We start from the raw sequence: 417 nt of genomic DNA, 5'->3' as shown, positions 1-417 counted from the left end.
CGGCACCAACTACGTCCCGTTCGACATGCCGGCCATCGTGCATGCGGGCGAGCGCATCGTGCCTGCGGCCGACAACCGCCGGCTGATGGCTGCGCTCGACGGTGCTGGCGGCCCTGCAGGCGGGGCGGTGCTGGAGGTGCTGCAGGCCGTGCGCCAAGGGATCGATGCCCTGCGCGAAGCGGCCGAGGCGACCGCAGGACACACGAGCGTGCTGCCCGACTACACGGACCAACGCGACCGCGTGAGCGGCGGCGGAAATGCGGACTACGTGGTGATTGCCAATGTGGAAGAGGTGGCCGAAGAGCTGGCGAAGGTAATGGAGAAAGGAACGGCATGAACATACTTTTGCCCATCACGATCACGGATGCCATGATTGCGGCCGGGACCACCATCCCGGCCGTCGATGCGGGCATGGGG

Annotated in this window: 1 protein-coding gene; it reads left to right on the top strand. The window is 66.9% G+C overall.

Translation table 11 applies throughout. The features are described 5' to 3' along the window. Positions 1-337: hypothetical protein (locus IAE24_RS30010; protein ID WP_199962546.1), on the top strand; the 337-nt coding region annotated here is incomplete at its 5' end. Positions 338-417: the final 80 nt, after the last annotated feature.

The sequence above is a fragment of the Delftia sp. S65 genome (assembly GCF_016516495.1).
Lineage (GTDB): Bacteria > Pseudomonadota > Gammaproteobacteria > Burkholderiales > Burkholderiaceae_C > Comamonas > Comamonas acidovorans.
Note: the sequence above shows the minus strand (reverse complement) of the source record. Positions and strands in the feature narration are given on the sequence as shown.